This is a genomic window from Lysobacter niastensis, from assembly GCF_015453285.1.
Taxonomy (GTDB): domain Bacteria; phylum Pseudomonadota; class Gammaproteobacteria; order Xanthomonadales; family Xanthomonadaceae; genus Lysobacter_J; species Lysobacter_J niastensis.
In genome coordinates this window covers 130653-150480 of record NZ_JADLZT010000003.1, presented here as the reverse complement: position 1 = coordinate 150480, position 19828 = coordinate 130653, and the positions used below count along the sequence as shown (strand labels likewise).

The 19828-nt window shown below is 67.7% G+C and carries 17 protein-coding genes; 5 read left to right on the top strand and 12 right to left on the bottom strand.

Annotated elements, in window-relative coordinates; genetic code table 11:
* Entirely contained in the window at positions 1–1893 is a 1893-nt protein-coding gene (locus tag IU514_RS05750) for a S8 family peptidase (RefSeq protein WP_194930144.1), read from the top strand.
* A 123-nt stretch (positions 1894–2016) separates the two neighbouring features.
* On the opposite strand, the gene IU514_RS05745 is transcribed toward IU514_RS05750, so the two are convergent.
* The 3 genes from IU514_RS05745 to rnd form a co-directional block, all read right to left on the bottom strand.
* The gene (locus IU514_RS05745) at positions 2017–3093 is read right to left on the bottom strand and encodes a hypothetical protein (protein WP_194930143.1); all 1077 of its coding nucleotides are present in this window, start codon (positions 3091–3093) and stop codon (positions 2017–2019) included.
* A gap of 329 nt (positions 3094–3422) precedes the next feature.
* On the bottom strand, positions 3423–3794 hold the full coding sequence (locus tag IU514_RS05740; protein WP_194930142.1) for an MmcQ/YjbR family DNA-binding protein: 372 nt from the start codon (positions 3792–3794) through the stop codon (positions 3423–3425).
* An 84-nt stretch (positions 3795–3878) separates the two neighbouring features.
* Positions 3879–4994, bottom strand: coding sequence for a ribonuclease D (rnd, locus tag IU514_RS05735; protein ID WP_194930141.1), 1116 nt, complete (start codon positions 4992–4994; stop codon positions 3879–3881).
* A gap of 168 nt (positions 4995–5162) precedes the next feature.
* Between rnd and IU514_RS05730 the strand changes: the two genes are divergently transcribed.
* Together IU514_RS05730 and IU514_RS05725 are read left to right on the top strand one after the other, a co-directional pair.
* Positions 5163–6971: an SUMF1/EgtB/PvdO family nonheme iron enzyme gene (locus IU514_RS05730; protein ID WP_324187788.1), complete on the top strand. Its 1809-nt coding sequence runs from the start codon at positions 5163–5165 to the stop codon at positions 6969–6971.
* A gap of 45 nt (positions 6972–7016) precedes the next feature.
* Positions 7017–7949: a M48 family metallopeptidase gene (locus IU514_RS05725; RefSeq protein WP_194930140.1), complete on the top strand. Its 933-nt coding sequence runs from the start codon at positions 7017–7019 to the stop codon at positions 7947–7949.
* Positions 7950–7997: 48 nt separating this feature from the next.
* Here IU514_RS05725 and IU514_RS05720 read toward each other — a convergent pair whose 3' ends face one another.
* The 7 genes from IU514_RS05720 to gluQRS all read right to left on the bottom strand — a co-directional run bounded on the left by IU514_RS05720 (position 7998) and on the right by gluQRS (position 14666).
* On the bottom strand, positions 7998–10076 hold the full coding sequence (locus IU514_RS05720; protein ID WP_194930139.1) for a TonB-dependent receptor family protein: 2079 nt from the start codon (positions 10074–10076) through the stop codon (positions 7998–8000).
* A 69-nt stretch (positions 10077–10145) separates the two neighbouring features.
* Complete coding sequence (locus IU514_RS05715; protein WP_194930138.1) at positions 10146–10541, bottom strand: DUF2946 family protein; 396 nt, start codon at positions 10539–10541, stop codon at positions 10146–10148.
* A gap of 132 nt (positions 10542–10673) precedes the next feature.
* Complete coding sequence (locus IU514_RS05710; protein ID WP_194930137.1) at positions 10674–11465, bottom strand: energy transducer TonB; 792 nt, start codon at positions 11463–11465, stop codon at positions 10674–10676.
* A gap of 77 nt (positions 11466–11542) precedes the next feature.
* Positions 11543–12283, bottom strand: coding sequence for an acetoacetyl-CoA reductase (gene phbB / locus IU514_RS05705; protein ID WP_194930136.1), 741 nt, complete (start codon positions 12281–12283; stop codon positions 11543–11545).
* A gap of 39 nt (positions 12284–12322) precedes the next feature.
* Positions 12323–12808, bottom strand: coding sequence for a polyhydroxyalkanoate synthesis repressor PhaR (gene phaR / locus IU514_RS05700; protein WP_194930135.1), 486 nt, complete (start codon positions 12806–12808; stop codon positions 12323–12325).
* Positions 12809–12932: 124 nt separating this feature from the next.
* On the bottom strand, positions 12933–13673 hold the full coding sequence (gene phbB, locus IU514_RS05695) for an acetoacetyl-CoA reductase (RefSeq protein ID WP_194930134.1): 741 nt from the start codon (positions 13671–13673) through the stop codon (positions 12933–12935).
* 81 nt (positions 13674–13754) lie between these two features.
* Complete coding sequence (gene gluQRS / locus IU514_RS05690; protein ID WP_194930133.1) at positions 13755–14666, bottom strand: tRNA glutamyl-Q(34) synthetase GluQRS; 912 nt, start codon at positions 14664–14666, stop codon at positions 13755–13757.
* A 105-nt stretch (positions 14667–14771) separates the two neighbouring features.
* On the opposite strand from gluQRS, the gene htpX reads away from it, so the two are divergent.
* The gene (htpX, locus tag IU514_RS05685) at positions 14772–15677 is read left to right on the top strand and encodes a protease HtpX (protein ID WP_194930132.1); all 906 of its coding nucleotides are present in this window, start codon (positions 14772–14774) and stop codon (positions 15675–15677) included.
* Positions 15678–15774: 97 nt separating this feature from the next.
* Here htpX and IU514_RS05680 read toward each other — a convergent pair whose 3' ends face one another.
* Positions 15775–17856, bottom strand: coding sequence for an EAL domain-containing response regulator (locus IU514_RS05680; RefSeq protein WP_194930131.1), 2082 nt, complete (start codon positions 17854–17856; stop codon positions 15775–15777).
* A 74-nt stretch (positions 17857–17930) separates the two neighbouring features.
* Positions 17931–18947: an EF-P beta-lysylation protein EpmB gene (gene epmB, locus IU514_RS05675; protein WP_194930130.1), complete on the bottom strand. Its 1017-nt coding sequence runs from the start codon at positions 18945–18947 to the stop codon at positions 17931–17933.
* Positions 18948–19068: 121 nt separating this feature from the next.
* Between epmB and efp the strand changes: the two genes are divergently transcribed.
* Positions 19069–19635, top strand: coding sequence for an elongation factor P (gene efp, locus IU514_RS05670; RefSeq protein ID WP_194930129.1), 567 nt, complete (start codon positions 19069–19071; stop codon positions 19633–19635).
* The last annotated feature ends 193 nt before the right edge of the window (positions 19636–19828 follow it).

Here is a 19828-nt window from a genome sequence, read left to right as displayed (position 1 = left end):
ATGAAACTCATCAAACAGTTCGCCCTGATGGGCGCGCTTGGCAGCACCGTTCTCGTCGCCGGCGCCGCCGACGTCAGCCAGGCCGTCAAGCGCACTCCACGCAGCGCCACCGGTCCCCTCGTCACCTACACGCCGGACCGCAAGCCGGCGCAGACCCACTTCAACCGTTTCATCGTCAAGTACAAGGCCGGTGCCGCGGCGCGTTCCAGCGCAGCCACGGTCGAGCAGTCGGCGAACGCCGCGGCGAAGCGCGCGGGTCTGGTGCATGCCGCGGCCACGACGCGTAGCGCGGCGAAACCGCTGGCGATGAGCCGCGTACGCCGTCTCGCCACCGGGGCCGAAGCAATGCGCAGTTCGCGCGCGCTCGATGCGAAGGAAACCGCGGCACTGCTCGCCGCACTTCGCAGCGATCCGTCGGTGGCGTACGCACAGCCCGATTACTTCAAGTACAAGCAGGACGTGATCCCGAACGACCCGCGCTTCGCGGACCTGCAGTGGGACTTCACCGATCCGGTCGCCGGTATCGGCGCGCCGGCGGCGTGGGATGGCTCCACCGGCGACGGCGTCGTCGTGGCGGTCATCGACACCGGTTACGTGGATCATCGCGACCTCAACGCCAACATCGTGCCTGGTTACGACTTCATCAGCTGGTACGGGCAGACCGAGGACGGTGTCGTGTATCCGGACGTCGCCGGTGACGGCGACGGCCGCGACGCGGACGCGCACGACCCCGGCGATTACCTCACCGGCAACGAGAACTTCTGCGGCGGCAACATCTCCAGCAGCTCCTGGCACGGCACGCACGTGGCCGGCACGATTGCCGCCGTCACCAACAACGCCGTCGGTGTGGCGGGCGTCGCGTACGGTGCGAAGGTGCAGCCGGTGCGCGTGCTTGGTCATTGCGGCGGCCTGACTTCCGACATCGCCGACGGTCTGACCTGGGCCTCGGGTGGCACCGTCGCCGGCGTACCCGCCAACCCCACGCCGGCGGAAGTCGTGAACATGAGCCTGGGCGGTGGTTACGCCTGCTCCGAGGATCCGGCCACGCAGGACGCCATCAATGGCGCGCTGTCGCGCGGCGTATCGGTGGTGGTCGCGGCCGGCAACGCCAACGTCGATGTCAAGGGCTACTCGCCGGCCGGTTGCTCGGGCGTGATCACGGTCGGTGCCACCGGCATCGACGGCGGCCGTTCGTACTTCTCCAACTACGGCGCGGGGGTTGCGTTGTCCGCGCCGGGCGGCAATGCCACCTCCAGCGCCGATGGCGACACGGCGTGGATCTGGTCGCTTGGCAACAGCGGTGCCACCACGCCGGTAGCGAGTCCGGGCGGTGACGTGTTGCGCGGACAGATCGGTACGTCGATGGCGGCGCCGCACGTGGCCGGCGTGGTCGCACTGATGCAGAGCGCCTCGGTCGGCGCCGGGCATGCGCCGCTGACGCCGGACCTGGTCAAGGCGGTGCTGCGTGCGAAGGTGAAGCCGTTCGCGATCGTGCCGCCGGTGGCGACGCCGGTGGGCTCGGGCATCGTCGATGCGCCGGCCGCGGTGGCCGTCGCCATCGCCGGCGTGCGCGAGGAGGACCTGACGGTTCCGCTGGTCAACCGCCTGCCGGTGCCCGGCCAGTCGGTCACTGCAGGTGGGAGCAGCCTGTACAGCTTCACGGTGCCGGCCGGCGTGCGCAGTCTGAGCCTGCGCAGCTACGGCGGCACCGGCGACGTGTCGCTGTACGTCGCGCGCAACGTTGTGCCCACCACGTCAAGCTACCTGATGTCGTCGGCACGCCTGGGCAATGCAGAGGCCATGACGCTGACCAATCCGGCGCCGGGCACGTACTACCTGCGCATGGTCGGTGTGGCTGCGGCGGCTAATGTGACGGTGCTGGCGGCGTACTGATCCGCCGATGCTGCGAACGGGACCAGGCACCGGTTGCGGAGCCTGGTCCCGCTTTAATCCTGCAGATTACGAGCGGGTGCAGGCGCAAACGTGAAGCGCCGCATTGGCCGCCTGTGTCCGCGGTCAACCGGTCCCCGAACGCTTGGCCCTCAGCGGACGATCCATCGGTGCCGGCTCGCTGGCGCGGTACTCGAAGCGCAGTTCGCGCATGCCGTCCTTCACGTCCGGCTGAAACGGCTCCGCACCCGTGCACCCTTCGTAACGAGGCGCCTGTGCCGACCCGCAGCCACCCGTGTTGCTGATGTCGAGCCGCAGCAGCATGTGCCTCGCGAACTGCTCCAGGTCCTGACGCACGCGGGTACGCGTGGACGTCGACGCCTCGGCGCTGTAGCGAAACTTGATGGCGTACATCCGGTCGACCGTGAACACCATCGCCGAACTGAGCACCTTCCCGTCGCGTGCATAGGCGAAATCGACGCCGTAAGCGGTGATGCCGCTGGCGTCTCCGATCGGCACAGCAAAAGTCGCCAACGCGGTCATGTCCTGCGGACTTGCCATCGACTTGCTCCAGGTATCGAGCAGCGTCTGGCGTTCGGTGCCGGCCATCTTCGCCACGTCCTCATCGGACAGCACGCCGACCGGGTAGAAGAAAACGTCGATCCAGCCACTCTTGCCGCCAGCGCGCTGGAACCGGACGGAGGCGCCGGCTTCCTGCGTGTCGTAACGATGTTCGCCCTGCATCTCCCAACCATCGAGCTTGACGGGATACACCACGTGCGATTCCTGGAGGAAGCCGCCGAGGAACACCGTCTCGGAGGCTTTCGGCGCGTCGATGGGATCACCTGACTTCGCGGTGGTCGCAGGGCGGCTGCCGCACTCCTTCGCCACGACCGGCGTCAGATATTCGCGCAGCGTGCCCGCGTTCCGCTTCGCGACCAGCGCATCCAGATGGGGAACCTTCGCCTTTGCATCCTTGGCGACGAACGCGGCATAAGCGCGCAGTGCGCTTTCGACCGCCGCGACCTGCTTCGACAGTTCGTCGGTTTGCGCGCCGTGCTCGACCTGGAACGCGGCGTTTCCGTAAACCACCTGCATCAACAGCTCGCCGGCATGGGGCGTGGTGTCGTCGCCCGGATGGGCGAGGTCGAGCACGTCACAGACGTTGACGACGTAATCGGGCGTTTCGACTGCCCATTCCATCAGCCATTTGCGAAGTTCAGGCGCGTCCGCGCGATCAGGCGACGCCTCCAGTGCGCGTGTGTACCGGAGGACCCTGGCCGCGTCCGATTCAGGCGTCGTGGCGGTTTCGGTAGTGGCTGCCTGTGCATTAACGGACGCGACAAGCAACGAAAGCGAAACCCCCATGTGCAGAGCTACGCTACGCAATCCCTGTGATGCCATCTTCTTGCCCCCTTGCCGCCGCTCGTTGCGGCCCCTTGTCCCGGAGGTTACCAGCGGATGCCCCATCCCCCGGTACCGGGAACTGGAGGCGAGCGTGCGACATGCGCATTGCTCATGGGAGGAATGCCTCACTTCCCGATCTGCGCCACCAGCTTCTTCGGTGCCTGCGCGCGATAGCTTTCGTCGATCCACGCCTTGAACAGGTCCATCGGCGGTTCTTCGCCGGCTTCGAACGTGGCGGTGACCCAGCCGCTCTTGCCCAGGCCGTAGCCGGTGGGCTTTGCGAACGGCAGCCACAAGGCTTCGGAGTGCGATTGCGGCAGCTTGCAGCTGATGCTGAAGGGCTCGCCCTCGATGCTCAGGTAGGTGAAGGTCTTGTCCTTGACGGCGAGGTCCAGATGACCGGGCCAAGGGCTCTTGGTGTGCGCACCGGGGTAGGCGAGACCGAACTCGCGCAGGCTCTTGAGCACTTTGTCGGAGGGCTGCGCTTTACGGGGCATGGCATTGTTCTTCGCGATCGTCTTGATCGCATGATGTCATCGGAGGCCCTGCGACGGAATCGCGTGCAGGGCCTACGCGAGTGATTACTCCTGCGTGCCCAGCAGCGGCGCCAGGTCAGCTTCGAGTGCGGCGCGGCGCCAGCCGGCGAGGGCGTCGGGCCAGGTGCCCTGGTCCATCAAGGCTTCCAGCCAGCGGCGCGAGGCGAGCACGCCGTCGGGCAGGCCGAGTGCGGCGCTGCGCGCGGCGACAGCATCCTGCAGGCGGCGCAGCTGCTGCTTGTCGCGGGTTTCGCCGAGGGTGGCGTCAGGGGCCTCGTCCTCGTCCTGCAAGGGAGTGTCGAGCACGCGCCAGATCGTGTCGCCGAGCTTGCGCGGTGCCTTGGGATGGGCGTCGAGCTGGTCCTGCAGTTCCTGCCGGTCGGTGGGAGCACGCCGCGCGATGGCGACGGCGAGTTCGTTGTCGAGCACCCAGTTGCGCGGACGGTCGGTCTCGCGGGCATAGACGTCGCGCCAGCGCAGCAGGCGCAACAGTCGACGCTGCGAATCGCGATCGAGGAACGATGCACTGCGCATCGACAGGTGAGGCCAGCGCTCGGGTGCCTCGTTCTCGGCGTTGACGATCGTGCGGGCGGCATCCTCGGCCAGCCATTCGCGCCGGCCGAGCTTGTCGAGCATGCCATCGAGGATGTCGTTCAGTTCGAACAGATGGCGCACGTCGTCGGCGGCGTACTCCAGCTGCGACGGTGAGAGCGGGCGACGCAGCCAGTCGGATCGCGTCTCGCCCTTGGCCAGGGCGACGCCGGTCAGCTGCTCGAGCAGTTTCTGGTAGCCCAGTCCGGCGCCGACGCCGGCCAGCGCCGCCGCCTGCTGCGTGTCGAACAACGGCTTGGGCACCACGCCGCAGGTGTGCCGGAACGCGACCAGGTCCTCGCTCGGGCTGTGCATGATCTTCAGCACCGCCGGGTCGGTCAGCACCGGCACCAGCGCCTGCGCCATGCCGGGCACCAGCGGGTCGATCAGCAGGATCGTCTCGCTAGGGCCGTCGCCGCCGTCATGGCCGTTCTCGATGGCGATCTGCACCAGGGCCAGTTGCGGCCAGAAGGTGCGCTCGCGCACGAACTCGGTATCCAGCCCGATGCGGGCGGGACGGCGTTCGAGGTGCGCCTGCAGCGCGGCGGGGGTATTGATCCAGAGGGACACGTTGGGCGGGCGAGGTTGCCGGGGCGGGCGACAATAGCCTACTTTCGGCGGGCCCGGTTCGGGCGGTTCGACTCTTTTTTGCCGAACCGGGTCTGACGGATCCCGGCGAGGCCCCGATCGAGGTCAGGAGGGCGATTGCGCGCACATGTCGTAGCCGGATGGGCGGGAGTGTTGCTGGCGGGGGTGCTTGCCGGTTGCTCGCGCGATCAGGGCGGACAGGACGCTCGCAGCGATGCCGGTCCGGCGCGCGCGCCGATCGTCACGATCAGCGCCGACCAGGCGGTATCGCCGGTCCCGCCGTGGCGCGCACCGGCCGTCGAGGTCACCGACGCCAACGCCGCCAAGCTGCGGCGCCAGGCGTCGGCCGCATTGCAGGCGGGAAACCTGTTCGACGACGCCAGCGGCGCGATCCCGCTGTACCTGGCCCTGCGAGCGCACAAGTCGGACGACGCCGCGACAGGCCAGGGACTGCAGCGTGCCGTGACGGCGCTGGTGAAGCAGGGCGACGAGGCGCTCCAGCGGATCGACGACGATCCTCTGTCTCTGCGCCGTGCGCACGAAGTGGCGGCGGTCGCGCGTGTCGTGGCGGCCGACGACGACCGCGTGACGGCTTACCTCGAACGGCTGGACCGCGCCGACGAAGCGCAGGAAGCCAACCGCCTCGGCGAGAACGCGCTCAATGCCGATCGCCTGGGCGAGGACGGCCCGGGCGCGATCGGTCATTTCCGCGAAGCGCTGCGCCTGCGTCCCGGCGACGTGCGCGCGATGCAGGGACTCGCCGCGTCGGAGAGCACGCTGATCCGTCGCGCCGAGCTGTCGGCCTCGGCCGACGACTACGAGACCGCGGCGCGCTGGCTCGACCAGGCCGCCAAGGTGCGGCCGGGTTTCCCCTCGGTGGACGATGCGCGCGCACGCATCGCGATGCAGCGCGTGGTGCGCGTCGGGCGCCTGCGCGACCTCGGTATCGCGGCATTGACGCGCGAGGGTGGCATCGATGATGCGCGCGGCTACCTGGCGACGATGTTGCGCATCGCACCTGCCGCCGATCCTGCCTCCGCGGAATTGCGACAGCGCATCGACCTCGCCACGCATTACGGTTTGTTCCGTCCGGGACAGGTGTTGACCGACGGCATCCGCAACGGCGGGCGCGGGCCGCAGATGGTGGTGATCCCGCACGGTGCGTTCCGCATGGGGGCGGCCGAAGGCGAGCCCGGCGGAGAGACCGAGCGCCCGGCGCGCAACATCCGGTTCGAGCGTGGCCTCGCGGTATCCCGGTACGAGATCACCGTCGGCGAGTTCCGCCGCTTCGTGCAGGCCAGCAAGCATCGTCCGCGAGCGACCCGGCGCGGCTATTCGACCGCGTACGACGAACGCAGCGGCAACTTCGTGCGCAGTGGCAACGTCGATTGGCAGGACGACTATGCCGGCCATCCCGCGGCGGATTCGATGCCGGTCGTCCATGTCAGCGCGAAAGACGCGACGGCCTACGCGCAATGGCTGTCGGAGCAGACCGGCCAGCGCTACCGCCTGCTCAGCGAAGCTGAATTCGAATACGCGCTGCGTGCCGGAGGAGGCGGCCTGTATCCGTGGGGCGCAGGAGCACCGCCCCCCAACAGCGGCAATTTCACCGGGTCACTCGATGCTTCGCCAAGCGGGCGTCATTGGCGTAATGCCTTCGCCCGCTACGGCGACGGCGCATGGGGTCCCGCGACGGTCGGGCGCTACGATGCCAATGCATTCGGTCTTCACGACATGGCGGGCAATGTCAGCGAGTGGGTGGCCGACTGCTGGCACGATACCTACCGCCGTGCACCGAGAGACGGCGAGGCCTGGTTGAATCCCGGCTGCCGCTCGCGCGTGGTGCGTGGCGGTTCCTGGGCCAGTTCGCCCAACGAGATGCGCTCGTCCTGGCGCACGAGCGGCGAGGCAAACGCCACCAGTGCGCGCACCGGATTCCGGGTGGCGCGCGAGATCTGACAACCCGGTTGCGACGGGTTGGAATCTGACCGAAGGAGTGTGCAGATGAGAGTCGATCCGATGGGCAGCAGCTACGGCGGGCAAGGCCGCCCACGACGCGGCTTCGGCGGCATCCGCTGGTGGATCCTGATCCTGTTTGCCGGCTACGCGGCCTGGCAGTGGTTCGGCAGTGCCAAGGTCGATCCGTACACCGGCGAGAAGGCGCATTACGGAGCGACCGCGGAAGAAGAAGTGCAGCTCGGTGCGCAGGCCTTCCAGCAAGTGATCGGCGACGCCAACGCGCAGGGCGCGCTGATGCCGCCCGATGCGCAGGTGAGCAAGCAGATCCGCGAGATCGCGCAGCGCCTGGTCGCGCGTGTGCCGCAGGTGACCGCTGACCTCGCTGCGCAATATAACCAGCAGGCGCCGACCGACCATCAGAACTTCCAGTGGGACGTGGCGGTGATCCAGTCTGACCAGGCCAACGCGTTCTGCCTGCCGGGCGGCAAGATGGCGGTCTATACCGGGCTCTTGCCGATCGCGAAAAACCAGGACGCGATGGCGGTGGTGATGGGCCACGAAATCGCGCACGCGCTCCTGCGCCACGGCTCGCAGCGCATGGCGCAGCAGAAGCTGGTGCAGATGGGGCAGATGGCGGCCGGCGTCGCGCTGGGCGGCATGGATCCGGGGCAGCAGCAGGCGGTGATGGCCGCGCTCGGCGCCGGCGCGCAGTACGGACTGATCCTGCCTTATGGGCGCAATCACGAGAGCCAGGCCGACCAGGTCGGGCTGATGCTGGCGGCAGCCGCCTGCTACAACCCGCACGAAGCGATCCCGCTGTGGGAGCGCATGTCGCAGCTCGAAGGCGGCGAGCGGCCGCCGGAGTTCGCCTCCACGCACCCCGATCCTGCGAATCGCATCGCACACCTGCAGTCGCTGATGCCTCAGGCCGAGCAGTACTACGCCAAGTACTGCCAGGGACAGCCGCCGTTGAAGTGAGGTGAACGAAAAAGCCGGCGCGAGCCGGCTTTTTCTGCAACGCGTGTATCAGGGCATGCGCCATTCGATGCCCGCATAGAACGCACGTCCGTCGCCGGGCAGGAAGTTGGCCTGGTCCATTCCATGCGCGTCGGCAACGACATTGGTGCTTGCGATCCAGCGGCGGTCGCCGAGATTGCGCGCATCGACGAACCACGACCACTGCGCGCCCACGTGTCCGCCTATGCGCAGGCCGGTGACCGCGTAACCCGGTGCACGGAAACTGTTGGCGTGATCGACGTAGTAGTCCTGCGGTACCCATTCGACGTTCGGCGCGATGTACAGCCCGTCGCCGGGTGACCAGCGCACCGTCATCCGCATCTGCTGCGGCGGCACGCCCGCCAGTGCGTTGTCGCCGTACACGGGATCGCGATCGAAACGGAAGTCGTTCCACAGGTAGTTGCCCGACAGCGTCCATGCCTGTCCCAGATGCCAATCCGCGCCGAGTTCGAGGCCCTGGTGCAGCGTTCGGCCTGCGTTGACGGTGCCGAGCGGGTTGCCCTGCGCGTCGCTCAGCGACAACAGTTCACCGCGCAGCCGGGCTCGATAGAGTGCGGCGTCTATGGTCAGCGCGTCGCGTCGCACACGGAAGCCGACCTCGCCCGAATCCGCGTGCTGCTTGTCCACCTGCGTGACATTGGGACCGCCGGAGAGCTCGCCGAAGCTCGGCGGTTCCAGGCTGCGGCTGAGGTTGGCGAACCATTCGCCATGCGCGTCGATCAGGTAACGCACCCCCACCTTCGGGCTGAACCCGGCGTAGTCCACGTCGTAGCTTTCATCCCTGCCCGCGGTGATGAAGCCGTCGCGCGAGCGACGCGTGGAGGACAGGCCCTGCGCGCCCAGCGACAGTACCCAGCGCGCATCGAGCCACGTCTGGTTCTCGACGTAGGCACTGGCATTGGTGGCGTGCTGGTCGAAGCGATTGGTGCGTGCACCGGCATGGCCGGCGGCGTTGATGAAGCGGTCATCGTCGATGTCCCCCTGCGTATAGGCCATACCGGCAACGAGGACATTCCTGCGTCCGCCCAGTTCGCCTTCGTTGCGCCAGCGCAGGTCGAGGCCGGCGTCGTGCGACTCCTGTTCGAGCACCTGGTAGATCGGGTGGTGCAGCGACTTGCCGGAGTAGAAGGCCGAGAGCGTCAGCGTGCGGCCGTCTCCCGGCGACCAGCCGAGTTTGCCGGCGATGCGGTCGAGCCGGAAATCTCGGCGCTGGTCGAGTGCGACGCTTGCCGGCGCCGCTGCGCGCGGGTTGTCGCGTGACTGGGCGAGGGTGAGGTTGCCCGGCAATTCAGAACGGGTATCGACATGCGTCAGGTAGACGCGCGCATCGAGCGCATCGCTGAAGCGCCAGCCGGCGTTGCCGAACAACCGGTAGTTCTCCTGCTGCGAGTGGTCGCGGTAGCCGTCCTGGCGGAGGCCGGTGAGGCTCAGGTAGCCGTCGGCACGATCGGAAAACCCGGCGAGCGTCGCCTGGCTGCGCAGGTAACCGAAACTGCCCGACTCCACGCGTAAACCCAGCGGCGCGGCATCGTAGCCGGTGGGCGAAATGAAGTTGAGCGCACCGCCGAGAGTCGATGCGCCGTACTCGAGTGCATTGGCGCCGCGGTAGACCTCGATCTGGCGCGCCGCCAACGGCTCTACGGCCTGGAAATCGAAGGCGCCATCGGCGAGGTTGAGCGGACTGCCGTCCTGCAGCAGCACGATGCCGCGGCCGTGGAAGGTGCGTTGCAATCCCGAGCCGCGGATCGACAGGCGCGCCTCCTCGGCACCGAATCGCGATTGCACGAACACGCCGGTGGCATGGCCAAGCGCATCGGTCAGCGTGCTGGCACGGCCGTCGCGATAGGACTCGCCGTCGACGAGGCCGGTCGCACCGGCGCGTTCATCGAGGCGCTGTTGTGCCTGGCGCAGGCTTTCGACCGTGGCCAGGGGCGGGCGTTGACTGCGTACCTCCACAGCGTCAAGCGTGGTCGCGGAATCGAAGGAAGCATCGGCGAAGGCGGTCGTGGGGCCGAACGCGGCCAGGGCCGTGGACGCAGCCACGGCCAGGCGCGATGCGTGGGGCATCGCGTCGAATAACGAAGGCATGGAAAAACTCCGGAAAGCACAAGGCGCGCACCCGGCAGAGCGGGCGCGATCAGGGAATGGCGCTGTGTTTCAGAGTGCGATCGGCGGACCGCGCGATCCGAGCCCGCAGGGATGCCGCGTTGTCCGAGGCAGCGGCTCGCGGCGTGGACGCAGCGGCGATCCGGTGGACGGTAGCAGGACGAACGCCACCCACACCAGCAGCGCGGCCATCGCGCCGAGGATCGGGCAATAGGCGCAATCGCCGTCCGGCATGCCGTTGCCAGGCTGCTCCGGTTGAAGGGGATTGCTGTCGCCAGGCGCGATCTTGACCAGCTTGAGCCCGGCCATCGTGCAGATCTGCGCCCACGTCCCGCCGTCGTCGGACGACGACGCGAGCACGCGTCCCGCCGTCGGGACGGCCAGCAGAAGCAGCATGGCGGCCAGTGCCAGCAGGCTCATTCGCAGGTGGAAGGCGGGGGAACGCATCGCGGGCGGCATTGTATGCGCGCGCGTTGCGCTTGCGGCGTCCTTCGGGCGACGCGGTGGATGCGGCAAATGGCGCCACGAAAAAGCCGGCGCGGAGGCCGGCTTTTCAAAATGCCATCGCGCTGAAGCCGATCAGCCGTCGATGCGCTTGAACGGACTGTCGCTGGCGAGTTGGCGGCCGTCGTCGCTGCGCAGGGCGCGGCAGGCGTCGGAGCTTTCAGCGCGCGCCTGCCTTTCGGCCTGCCTGTTGGCCTCGGCCTCTTTGCTGGTGTGGTAACGGACCCATCGATTCTCGATCTCGTCCTCCACGCGCGTAGGAGTCGGCACGCCATCGATCAGCTCAGGGCGATAACGGAAGCGCTTGAAGAACGCGCGCTGGTCCTTGAGCCACAACTCGCCGTACTGCGCCTGCAGCTCGGGGTCGTCGAGCGTCGCGCGCTCCAGTGTGGCCTTGCCATCCACCGACACTACATAGACCACCTTGCCTTTCATTCCATCGATACCCTGTCCCATGAGCTTGGCGATCGGCAGAGCAGGTGACTGAGGCTTGCGCGGTGGGTGGTATGTGCTGGCTGGGCCATTGCCGGTAAAAGCGAAGGAGACATCGAGTCCGTCCGCCTTTGGGGCGATGCAGGCCTGTACGTGGGCGTAGGTGCGGCCGCCGACGGGCTGTCCTGCCTTTACCGGCGGCTGGAACTTCAGTGCCAGGGCGCGTTGCTGCGCCTGTTGCCGGATCACATCCGGCAGCTTCTCGCCGTCGATGAGCTCGACTGCCGCGACCCGGCCGTCGCGGTCGATGTCGAGCGCGGCCTGCATATGCACGAGCACCGGCTTGTCCGGCGCGTCTGCGGCGTTCGATATGCACGGTGCGGCGAGAACGGCGGCCAGCAGCGGCAGCGCCGCGAAGGCGTACTTGCGATCCATGGCATTCCCCGTTGCCCGCGCGGCGGGCTTGTCCCCGGGGGCATCGTAGACCGGCGGCGGACGAGTCCGCCAGCAGGTCAGAAGCTCATGAACAAGCCGCCGTTGACCGGCAGGTTGGCGCCGGTGATGAAGCCGGCGTCGTCGGCGGCGAGGAACTCGACCGCGCGTGCGATTTCCTCGGGCTTGCCGAGGCGCCCGGCCGGGACGCCATCGACGATCTTCCGGCGGGCGTCCTCATTGAGCGCCATGACCATCGCGGTTTCGCAGTAGCCGGGCGACACCGAATTGACGGTGACGCCGTGACGCGCGACTTCGCGCGCAAGCGCCATCGTGAAGCCGTGCATGCCGGCCTTCGCTGCCGCGTAGTTGGTCTGCCCGGATTGTCCGGTCTGGCCGTTGACCGAGCTGATATTGACGATGCGGCCGAAGCTGCGGCGGATCATGCCGTCGACCGCCGGCCGGCACAGGTTGAACACGCCGTCGAGGTTGACCGACATGACCTCGTCCCATTGCGTGCGCGCCATGTTGCGCAGGCGCGTGTCGCGGGTGATGCCGGCGGCGTTGACCAGCACGTCGATCGCGCCGTGCTCCTCCTCGATGCCCTGCACGAAGCCGGCACAGGCCTCGGGGTCGGTGACGTCGAGTGGCGCGAAACGGATGTCGTGGTCCTGCGTGGCTTCGGCGAACCCGGCGACGCGCTGGGGATCACGATCGAGGTCTGCCGCGATCACGCGGCGGCCGTGGCGGGCGAGGGACAGGCAGATCGCGGTGCCAAGACCGCCGATGCCGCCGCTGACGACAGCGATGCGGGGATTCATGAACTGGGGAGGCTTCTGTGCGGAGCGCGGACGGCGGCGTCAGCGCTTGTTGCCGGTCTTCTTCTGTTCGGCACTGGCGCTCTGGCCCATGTTGCCGGACAGGTTGCGCTGGAACTCGTTCCACAGCGCGAGGTTGCGCTCGGTGAGCTGGTTCATCATCGCCCAGGGCGTCTGGCCCAGCATGCCGCCCATCTGGTTGCGGAACTGCTGCTGCTGGTCGAGGAAGGCCTGCATCGAGCGCTCCAGGTAATTACCCATGAAGCCCTGCAGCGAGTCGCCGTAGAAACGGATGATCTGGCTCAGCAGTTGCGTCGACAGCACCGGTTCGCCGTCCTGCTCGTGCTCGGCGATGATCTGCAGCAGCACCTGGCGGGTGAGGTCCTCGCCGCTGCGGGCATCGCGCACCTCGAACTCCTCGCCATCGACGATCAACTGGCGCACGTCCTCGATCGTGATGTAGCTCGAGATTTCGGTGTCGTAGAGACGCCGGTTCGGATACTTCTTGATGACGCGGATCGAGGCCATCGAGCTTTGGCTCTAAATCATGATGCTTCGCAGCATGGCGCAGCCCGCGGGGCCTTGCAAGCCTGCACGGGCGCGCCGTTCAAGATCGCGGTACGGCTGGCATCCCCGGGGGATGCCGTCCGCATCACCAGCCCATGTGGTGGCCGCCATTGATGTCGAGGTTGGAGCCGGTGATCCAGGCGGCTTCATCGGCGGTCAGGAAGGACACCGCGTAGGCGATCTCCTCCGGTGCGCCGAGCCGGCCGGTGGGGATCTCGGCGACGATCTTGGCGCGCACTTCCTCCGGCACCGCCATCACCATGTCGGTGGCGACGTAGCCCGGCGAGACGGTGTTGACGGTGATGCCGAAGCGGGCGTTCTCGCGAGCCAGCGAAATCGTGAAGCCGTGCATGCCGGCCTTGGCGGCGGCGTAGTTGGCCTGGCCGTACTGGCCCTTCAATCCGTTGATCGAGCTGATCTGCACGACGCGGCCCCAGCGGCGCTCGCGCATGCCTTCGATCACCGGGCGGGTGACGTTGAAGCAGGAATTGAGGTTGGTGCTGATCACCTCGTTCCACTGCAGCACGTCCATCCTGTGGAAGGTCGAGTCGCGGGTGATGCCCGCGTTGTTGATGAGGATGTCGACGGGGCCGAGCTGGCGCTCGACCTCGCGCACCATGCCCGCCGATTCTTCGGCCGAGGACACGTCGCCGCGGGCGAGGGCAACCTCGACGCCCTGGTCGCGCATCAGCGCCTGCCAGGCGAGGGCCCTGGCCTCGTCGCGGTAGTTGGTGGCGACGCGATGACCCGACTGGGCCAGGCGGCGGATGATCGAAGTGCCGATACCACCGGTGCCGCCGGTGACCAGTGCCACGCGTGACTGCATTGTCGTCTCTCCCCGGTTGCGGATGTGCTTTCGAATCGGTTGCAGGATCGATCCTAGGCATTCGATCGCGCGCGGTCGAGTCTAGGACGCAAATGTGACGTTCGAGGGCGCCGCTTCCGGTGTACGGCCGCCGCGCGCCGGAATGACGGATGGATCGAATGCAGCCCGGGCAAGTGCGAGCAGGGTCGGCAGGTCCTGTGCGCTGGTCAACGCCTCGGGCGCCTGGCCGAGCCAGCGCCAGGCTTCGCGCAGCGCCGGCAGCGGATCGTCCGCGTCGACCGGCATTGCGGCATCGGACTTGGAGAGCTTGCGGCCATCCTGGCCCAGCACCAGCGGCAGGTGCGCATAACGGGGCATGGGCAATCCCAGGGCACGCTGCAGCAGGATCTGTCGTGCGGTGGAGTCGAGCAGGTCGGCACCGCGCACGACATCGGTGATGCCCTGCGCGGCATCGTCGACGACCACCGCCAACTGGTAGGCCCAGTAGCCATCGGCCCGCCTGAGGACGAAATCGCCGACCTCGCCCGCCACATCCTGGGATTGCATGCCGTGCACGGCATCCTCGAACGTCACCACCGTTCCGTCGGGTACGCGCAGGCGGATGGCGGGGTCGGCACGTTTCGTGCGCACGCAGGCCCGATGGATGCCTCCGCTGGCGGCGAGCACCGTGCGGCTGCAATGGCATTCGAAGGCGAGGCCGGCGGCGAGCAGGCGATCGATGGCCACCTGGTACAGCGCGCCGCGATCGCTCTGGCGAACCACCGGCTCGTCGCTGTGCAGGCCGAAGGCCGCCAGCGTGGCGAGCTGCCGTTCCGACGCGCCGGCGACTTCGCGAGGCGGATCCAGGTCCTCCACCCGTACCAGCCAGGCGCCGCCGGCATGCCGCGCCAGCAGCCAGCTGCCGAAGGCCGCCAGCAGGGAACCGAAATGCAGCTCGCCGGTCGGAGAGGGGGCGAACCGGCCGCGGTAGGATGTCGTCGTAGGGCTGGGCACTGCGGGCAGGCGTGGCAAAGCGCGTGGTGACGGGTTCACTTGAATTCAACGCCAGCCTGCCACATTTTCTGTTCTGAACGCGCGTGGTGCGCGAAAGGTTCCGTCATGTTCAAACGTATCGCTCTGTTCCTGGCCACCAATCTCGCGGTGCTGGCGCTGCTCAGCATCGTCATGGCGCTGCTCCAGCGCGCTGGCATCAACCTTGGCAACAACGGCAGCCTGCTGGTGATGGCGACCGTGTTCGGCTTCGGTGGCTCGCTGATCTCGCTGATGACCTCCAAGTGGATCGCCAAGCGCAGCACCGGCGCCCACGTGATCGAGCAGCCGCGCAACGAGTCCGAGCAGTGGCTGGTCAATACCGTGCGCCGCCAGGCCGAGGCCGCCGGCATCAAGATGCCGGAGGTCGCGATCTACGACGGCCCCGAGATCAACGCCTTCGCTACCGGCCCGAGCCGCAACAATTCGCTGGTCGCCGTGTCCACCGGCCTGCTGCGGGCGATGAACCGCGACGAGGCCGAGGCGGTGCTGGGCCATGAAGTCAGCCACGTCGCCAACGGCGACATGGTGACGATGGCGCTGATCCAGGGCGTGCTGAACACGTTCGTGATCGTGCTGGCGCGCGTGGTCGGCCGCGTGATCGACGGCTACCTCAGCGGCAACCGCGAGGGCAGCCCAGGCATTGGTTACTACGTGATCGTGTTCGTGCTGGACATGGTGTTCGGCTTGTTCGCCAGCATGATCGCGATGTGGTTCTCGCGTCACCGCGAGTTCCGTGCCGACGCCGGCGGTGCGCGCCTGGCCGGCCGCGACAAGATGATCTCGGCGCTGGAGCGCCTGTCGCAGACCTACGGCGAGAGCACGCTGCCCAAGACCGTACAGGCCTTCGGCATCAGCGGCGCGGTCGGCCATGGCCTGCGCCGCCTGCTGATGAGCCACCCGCCGCTCGAGGAGCGCATCCAGACCCTGCGCAACGCCCCGGTCGAGCAGGTGCGCGGACGCGTGGTGACCTGAGGTCCCCGACGTTTCGCAACACGAAAAAAGCCCGCCGGATGGCGGGCTTTTTCGTGGCCCATCGGATGGGCGGGCGGCTCAAAGCGTCGGTAAGTCGTTACTCGAACTCCCAGTCCATCTCCGGCCCCGCGGCTGCGAGGAAATGGCCCTGCGCGTAGTCGATGCCGGCGCCGAACAGGACCGTCATGCTGCCCGCGTCCTGCACGAACTCGGCGATGGTCTGCTTGCCCAGTTCGTGCGCCTTGTCGGCGATCTCGCGGATGCGCTGCTGGTGGTCGGTGTTGCTCGGCAGGTCCTGCATGAAGCCGCGGTCGATCTTGAGGAATGCCGCGTCGAAATGGCTGAGCAACTGGAAGGAGTTCAGGCCCGCGCCGAACTGCTCCAGGCCCACGCGCACGCCGAAACGCGCGACCTTGCTCTGGAATTCCTGTGCGGCGCGCAGGTTGGTGAACACCTTGGCTTCCGGAAGCTGCAGCACCAGCAGGCTGCCGTCGGTGCCGTGCTTGGCCAGCTTCTCCTCGATATGCCGCAGCAGGCTGTCGTCCTGCAGCGAGGCCTGGGTGATCTTCACCAGCATGGTGGTGCGCTTACCGCTGCGCTGGCGGTCGCCGATGACCTGGATCGCCTTGCCGACGACCCAGCGGTCGATCTCCCACAACAGGCCGTGTTCCTCGGCGATCTGCAGGAAGGTCAGCGGCTGCACCAGTTCGCCCGGTTCGTCGCCCTGCATGCGCAGGTAGCCTTCGTACATCTCGCCGGGCTCGCCGTGCAGGCTGATCAGCGGCTGGTAATTCATCAGGAAGCGATCGCCGTCCAGGGCATCGCGGATGCGTGCCACCCAGGCCTCGATCCGTTCTTCCTCGGCGCGATCGACCGCACCCGGGTCGAACAGGTCGACGCGGTTGCCGCCCACGCCGATCGTCGACTGGACGCCCTGGTTGGCCTTGCCCAGCACCGCGGTGACGCTGGCGATCTTCTCGCCGATCTGTACGCCGCCGATGCTGACCGTGGCCGTGAGCGAGCGGCTGCCGATTTCCAGCACGTCGTTTGCGAAAGCCGAGCGCACCTTTTCGGCGAGCGCCGTGGTGCCAAGGTGGTCGCTGTTGCGGCCGAGCACGGCGAACTGGTGTTCTGAGAAGCGCGCGGCGATGTCGTCCGGACCCAGGGCCGAGCGCAGGCGCGCCGCGAAGGCGGCGATCAGGTCGTCGGCGGCGTCCAGGCCGATGTCCTGCATCAGGCGGGTGTAGTGGTCCGGCTCCACCAGAAGCAAAGCGTGGTGCGAGGCGTTCTGGGCGGCATCGGCGACGCAGTCCTCGAGCGCGCGCAGGAACGTGGCGCGATTGAGCAGGCCGGTGACCTGGTCGCGCTGGCGCAGTTCCTCGACTTCGCGGGCGAGCTCGGGGTCGAGTTCCTGGCGGCGCAGCACGACCTGCAGGCAGGTCTCGCCCTCGTAGCTGGCCTGGGTGAACTCCATGACGGCCGGGAACAGGCCGCCGTCCAGCGCCCGCGCCTGGGTGTCGTAGCGCGGCGGCGGCGGCTCGCCCTTGGACAGCTGCTTGAGCAGCTGCTTGAAGTTGCTGACGTGCTGCGGCGCGATCAGGTCGAGCAGGGACATCCCCTCGATGTCCTCGAACGCGTCGAAGCCGAAAATCTCCAGGTAGGCCGGATTGGCCCGGATGTGCATGCCTTCGTGGATGTAGGCGATCGGATCGCGCGAGGAATCGATCAGCGCGTCGCAGCGGCGCTCGGTCTCGCGGACCTGCGCCTCGAGCCGACGCAGCGAGCGACGTGCTTCCAGGTCGGCCCACTCGGCACGGATCGTGTTCTGCACATGGTCCATGTGCTCACGGAGCACAACGCCGCGTGCGCCCAGCGCCATCGCCTGGAGCAGGCGGCTGTCGTCGAGCTGGTTGATCAGCACCAGCACCGGCAAGTCCTTGCCAGTCGCCGTCACCACCTGCATGACCTTGTCCAATGGCACGGTGTGCGCAGAGCGAGCGGCGAGCACGAGGTCGGGAGGCTGCTGGGAGATCAGCGCCTTCAGATCGTCTTCGCTTTCCGGCCGGGACGGCCGTACCGCAATACCGCTGTTGCGCAGTCCGCTGACGATGGCCTCAGCTGCCTCGACGCTGTCGTCGACGATCAGCAGGCGCAGCGCCGTGTCTTTGCCGAATTGCATCCGTGGCTCCTCCCCAGCGCGTTTATGACACGAAGCAGATGTTCCCGTCCACGCAGGGCGGCGTGAAGTGAGAGCTACAGCGGCCGCTTTCCCGGATCGCCTGCCACTTCGCGCACCAGCCTCGGCACCAGGTAGCCCGACAGGCGGGCGGCGAGGGCGCGATGCAGTTCGCGGGCGCGCTCGTCCGACACTTCGAAATGCGCGGCGCCCTGTACGCGATCGAGCTGGTGCAGGTAGTACGGCAGGACGCCGGCACGATAGCCGCGCTCGCTCAGGGCGGCGAGCGTGTCGACGTCGTCATTGACGCCGCGCAGCAGTACCGCCTGATTTAGCAAAGTAACGCCAGCCCGGCGCAGTCGCGCCAGCGCGGCATCGACGGCCGCATCGAACTCGTTGGCATGGTTGGCGTGCAGCACCACGGTGACCGGCCAGGGCAGGCCCGCGAGCCACTCCAGCAGTGCGTCGTCGACGCGTTCGGGCAGGACCACCGGCAGGCGGGTGTGGATGCGCAGGCGCTTCAGATGCGGGACGGTGGCCAGCGCGGCCGTGAGTTCGGCCAGCTTGGCGGTCGCCAGTGACCAGGGATCGCCGCCGGACAGGATCACCTCGTCGATGCCGGCATCGGCGCGGATCAGCTCGACCGCCTCGCGCCAGCCGCCTGCGGCCGCGGTCTCGTCTCCGTACGGGAAGTGCCGGCGGAAGCAGTAGCGGCAGTTCACCGCGCAGCTGCCCGTGGCCACCAGCAGGGCGCGGCCGCGGTACTTGCGGATGACGCCATCGCCGGCCTTGGCCGCGGCATCGCCGACGGCATCCAGGCTGAAGCCCGGCATGGGCCGCATTTCCTCGCCGATCGGCAGTACCTGGCGCAGCAGGGGGTCGTTGGCGTCGCCGGGGCGCATGCGGGCGATGAACCCGCGCGGCACGCGCAGCGGGAACTGCGCGGCGGCCTCATCGGACACCCCCAGCGCCGCGGCATCCAGCTGCAGCAGCCGGAGCAGTTCGCGCGGATCGCGCACGGCTTCGCGCCAAAGCTGTTGCCAGCGCTGGCCGGTCGGGGCGGGCTGCATAGGGAGGGGGGCTGCGGGTATCATGGCGGATCGGTTTTCCTTGCGCCGCGGCCCGCTGGCCCGGCACAACAACCCGCCATTCTAGCCTCCGCCGCACATCGGCGGGCGGCGCCCCGATACCTATTCACTTAGCAGGAGTTTCACCATGGCCAGCCTGGGCATGAACGACGTCAAGAACGGACAGAAGATCCTGGTCAACAACGACCCGTGCATCATCACCGAGACCGAATACGTCAAGCCGGGCAAGGGCCAGGCCTTCACCCGCGTGAAGTACCGCAGCATCAAGTCGGGCCGCGTCGTCGAAATGACCATGAAGGCCACCGACAGCGTCGAGCAGGCGGACGTGGTCGACACCGACATGCAGTACCTGTACAGCGACGGCGAGTACTGGCACTTCATGAACCAGGAGTCCTTCGAGCAGGTCCAGGCCGACAAGGCCGGCATGGGCGGCGCCGAGAAGTGGCTGAAGGGCGAGGAAGAGTGCGTGGTCACCCTGTGGAACGGCACCCCGATCGCCGTGCAGCCGCCGAACTTCGTCGAGCTGAAGATCGTCGAGACCGATCCGGGCGTGCGCGGCGATACCTCGGGCGGCGGCGGCAAGCCGGCCACCCTGGAAACTGGTGCCGTGGTGCGCGTGCCGCTGTTCGTCGGCCAGGAAGAAATCATCAAGGTCGACACGCGTTCGGGCGAGTACGTCAGCCGCGTGAAGTGACGCATTGGCCCGCCTGCGCAAAGCGCAGGTGGCCTTGCCAACGCGTCATCCCGGCGAACCCCGGGATCCATGTTGCTGTTGCTTCTAGCTTCGGCCGTTGCGTTGTCTTATTCCGGTCCAAACGGCTAAGGCAAGATGGGATCCCAGTACTTGCCGCGATGCCTGTCGCGAAAGCCGTAAAGTCAAAGTGGAT